The organism is Microbacterium sp. B24 (assembly GCF_000333415.1).
Taxonomy (GTDB): Bacteria; Actinomycetota; Actinomycetes; order Actinomycetales; family Microbacteriaceae; genus Microbacterium.
On sequence record NZ_BADB01000546.1, the window covers coordinates 1 to 3829 of the forward strand.

Below are 3829 nucleotides of genomic sequence, written 5' to 3' on the forward strand. Positions count from 1 at the left end.
GGTGCCGGTTCCGGTCGGCGCGCCGGTGGAGCCGGATGCCGCGACCACGGGGTCGTGGACACCCGAACCCGACGTGCGCTGGGCGCCGACGCCGCCGGTGCTGCCTCGCAGCGCCTCGTGGGCTCTCGCCCTCGCCGTCGTGGCACTGATCGTCTCGCTGGTCGTCGGCTGGGGCGTGCTCATCGGCATCCTGGCCGCGGTGCTCGCCGTGGTCGCGCTGCGCCGTCCCTGGGAGAGCCGGGCCGTCGCGGTCTGGGCGCTGTGCCTGAGCCTGCTGTCGCTCGCCTACAGCGCGGGCTGGCTGTGGTGGGCGTCGACCCAGGGGCCGCTGTTCGGCTGACGGCGCCGCGCCGGCGCGATCGGCGTCAGCGGGTGACGCGCTCGGCGAGCAGCGCGACGCGTGAGGTCCCCGCACGCGTGAGGATGAGCGTCGCGGCGCGCGGACCGGTCAGCTTCAGCTGGGTGCGAAGGGTGGCGGGGTCGACGTCGACGCCGCGCTTCTTGATCTCCAGCGTTCCGATCTCCCGCTCGCGCAGGGCGCGCCGGAGCGCCTTCACATCCGAGGGCAGCTCCTCCAGGATGCGGAAGGACTGCACGAAGGGGCTCGTGATCTCGGCATCGGAGGTCAGGTAGGCGATGCCGGGGGCGAGCATTCCGGCGTCGAGGCGGCGAGCCACCTCGCCGATGAGGCGCGCACGGATGACAGCGCCCTCCGGCTCGTGGACGAAGGCGCCGAGCGGCCGTGTCTCGGCATCCTCGGCATCGGACGCAGCGGTCAGCTCGGCGGCGCTGTCGGAACGGACGACGAGGGCCGAGCGGCGAACACCGTCGCGAGCGAGCGTTCCGGTCCAGACCACGAGCTCGATCGTCGACCCGTCGACGCTGATCCACTGCGCCTCCGCATCCGCGGGGATCTGTGCCCGGTCGAAGGCCGGTCCGAGTTTGATGCCCGCGGGCATCCGCTGCGCCAGCGCGAAGACCCATTCCAGCGGCGGCGACCAGTCGCCCGCGGCGACCCGCACCGTTTCGGTATGGCCGGCCGTGCGTCGGGCCGGATCGAGCCACACCGCCTCGACGCCGTCGAGGGCGACCTCCTCGGCGCGGGCATGGCGCACCGTCGCGCTCTCGCCGAACGGGGCGAGGTTGTACGCGGCCAGGGCGGCCGTGGTCTCGTCGGCGTCGACGGCCAGCACGTCGAGGCCGATCCCGGCGAACGCGAGCGCATCGCCCCCGATGCCGCAGCCGAGGTCGGCGACGCGGTGCACTCCGGCGTCGCGGAACCGGCCCGCGTGGCGGGCGCCCACCGACAGCCGTGTGGCCTGTTCGAGACCCGCCCGCGTGAACAGCATGCGGTCGGCGAACGCCCCGAACTTCGCGCGCGCCCGCGTCCGCAGCCGCGCCTGACCGACGGCGGCCGAGACGAGCTCGGGCGACAGCCCCTGCGCCCGCAGCCGTGACACGGTGCGCGCCACCTCGTCGGCGGAGTCGATGGCACCGAGCTCATCGGCCAGCCGCAGCCCCTCGGGGGTGAGCAGGGCGGTGAGCTCGGCGCGTTCCATCCCGCCAGCCTATGCGGGGCGGCTCAGCACCCGCTCACCTTCGTCCAGCGCGATGCCGACGTCTGCTGCAGACTCGTCACGGTCGCATCCCCCTGGCCCAGGTAGTCCAGGCTGCCCACCGCGTAGTACGGGTTGTAGGGATTGACGCCGTAGCTGGTGGCCCGGCCCGCGGCCTTGTGGGCGGCATTGGTCGCGCTCACGCACGTCGCGCCCGGTGCGGTCGGCGTCGGGCTGGGGCTCGCGGTCGGCGTGGCCGTCGGCGTCGGCGTGGGCGTTGGCGTCGGACTCGGTGTCGCCGCGCGGTCGACCCGCCGGTTGTGCGCGAAGAAGAAGCCGGTCACGTACGCGGGGTAGTCGATGCTGTTGGTCGAGACGTACGAGCCGCCCGGCCCGCCGCCGGCCGGCCAGTTGTGACCGAGGCCGGTGTTCTGAATGAGCGAGACGCGCGGACCCGCGGCATCCGCGTACATCGTGCCCGACCCCGCCGTGTTGGTGCCGGCCAGCCCCGCCAGCGAGAACGTCGACGACGACCCCGCGCCGTAGATGCCGGCCATGATCTGCGCGTTGAGAGTGTTGTAGCCCGTCGCGACCGTGGTGTCATTCGATCCGTAGATCACCGAGGTGAGCTGGCTCGAGAACGATGCGGATGCCGAGCCGGCGAAGGTGCGGCACGTGGCCGTGCCCTGAGCCTGCGAGACGGCGACGCTGCCGATCTGTCCCGACGTCGTGCCGACGGTGGGTCCGGCATTGATGCCGATGCCGGCGAACACGTCGGGGGCGAGGCACCCCATCACCATGGTCTCGCCGCCGCCGGAGGACAGACCCGAGAGGTACACCTGCGCCGGGTCGATGCCGAGCGCCGCGCGGCCGGTGAGCGCCGACACCAGCGCCAACAGGTTGTCGTCGTGGCGGGCGGGTGCGGTGCGCGAATGGTTGCCGTCGTAGTAGTCCCAGCATCCGAGCACCACACCCCCGCCCGGGGCGTCGGGAAGGGCGACGACCATGCCGTACTGCTCCGCCGTCGCGGCCCAGTTGCCGGCGGTCTGCAGGGTCGACGCCGTCTGCACGCACCCGTGCAGGCTGATCATCAGCGCGCGGCCGTTGCCCAGCGTCGCGGCGCTCGCCGGCGTGTAGAGCCGCACGCTCATGCCCGCGATCGACTCGGTCGTCCACGACCCCGCCACCGCCGCAGCGGGGCTCGCTGCCGGTGCGGCCAGGAGGGCGCCGACAGCCAGGGTCGCCGCCGTCAGGGCCGCGGCCAGCGCGCGTCGCCGCCGATGAGCGGGGTGATCAGTGGTGAGGTCGGGGGTGGTCATCGGTCGACTCCGATCCCGCTCCCGCCATCGTCCGGGCACCGTTGCCCGGTCGTCCCGGTCGTGGGAGCGCAGTCCGATGGTAAGTGAAACATGATTCATGTAACAGGGGGGTGGCGGTCTCGCAGAGTTGGCACTCGCGTTGCACGAGTGCCAGCCGCGCTCTAGACTTCTGTTAGCACTCCACCCCTGTGGGTGCTAACGAGTCTTGAAGCATCACGCCCAGCAAGAAAGAGGTAGACCGTGTCGGTTTCCATCAAGCCGCTCGAGGACCGCATCGTCATCAAGCAGGTCGAGGCTGAGCAGGTCACGTCCAGTGGCCTCGTCATCCCTGACACCGCCAAGGAGAAGCCCCAGGAGGGCGAGGTCGTGGCCGTGGGCCCCGGCCGCATCGACGACAACGGCAACCGCGTGCCGCTCGACGTCGCCGTCGGCGACCGCGTCATCTACAGCAAGTACGGCGGCACCGAGGTGAAGTTCGGCGGCGACGAGTTCCTCGTCCTGTCGGCCCGCGACGTTCTGGCGGTCGTCGTCCGCTGACGATCGCACACGACGATGGCCCCCGGCAAAGTCCGGGGGCCATCGTCGTTGACGCGGATTGGCGGAGGAACGACGACCAACGGCAGGATGCCTCGGCATCCGTCGGTCCGAACATGTCACGACCGTCGTAGGCTTTCTCTCATGACACCCGCCGAGACCGCACGTGAAGAGCGGCGCGGGGGGATCTCCGCCTTCGCGGCGTACTTCCTCTGGGGATTCATGCCCCTCTACTTCCAAGGCCGCCAGCACCACGGCATCCCTCGCCGACGGCACTCTCGCGGTGCCCGAGCACGGCAACGGCGTTCCCGACATCCTCGACGAGGCCCGGTGGGAGCTCGAGTGGATGCTGAAGATGCAGGTACCGGCCGGCGAACCGCTCGCGGGCATGGCGTGGCACAAGGTGACCGACCGCAACTG

The 3829-nt window shown here is 71.6% G+C and carries 5 protein-coding genes; 3 read left to right on the forward strand and 2 right to left on the reverse strand.

Annotation, left to right across the window (positions count from 1 at the left end; all coding sequences use genetic code 11):
• The coding region (locus I5I_RS15860) for a hypothetical protein (protein WP_036322097.1) at nucleotides 1–340 on the forward strand (340 nt) is incomplete at its 5' end.
• A gap of 25 nt (nucleotides 341–365) precedes the next feature.
• Here the strand turns inward: I5I_RS15860 and I5I_RS15865 are convergent.
• Both I5I_RS15865 and I5I_RS15870 read right to left on the reverse strand, forming a co-directional pair.
• Entirely contained in the window at nucleotides 366–1559 is a 1194-nt protein-coding gene (locus I5I_RS15865; protein WP_036322099.1) for a class I SAM-dependent methyltransferase, read from the reverse strand.
• A 23-nt stretch (nucleotides 1560–1582) separates the two neighbouring features.
• The gene (locus I5I_RS15870; protein WP_036322102.1) at nucleotides 1583–2875 is read right to left on the reverse strand and encodes an extracellular catalytic domain type 1 short-chain-length polyhydroxyalkanoate depolymerase; all 1293 of its coding nucleotides are present in this window, start codon (nucleotides 2873–2875) and stop codon (nucleotides 1583–1585) included.
• Nucleotides 2876–3115: 240 nt separating this feature from the next.
• Here I5I_RS15870 and groES point away from each other — a divergent pair, with 240 nt between their 5' ends.
• On the forward strand, nucleotides 3116–3412 hold the full coding sequence (groES, locus tag I5I_RS15875; protein WP_005050391.1) for a co-chaperone GroES: 297 nt from the start codon (nucleotides 3116–3118) through the stop codon (nucleotides 3410–3412).
• A gap of 163 nt (nucleotides 3413–3575) precedes the next feature.
• Nucleotides 3576–3829, forward strand: a 254-nt coding sequence (locus tag I5I_RS17845) for a glycoside hydrolase family 9 protein (RefSeq protein ID WP_204365835.1), incomplete at its 3' end; no start/stop codon positions are given.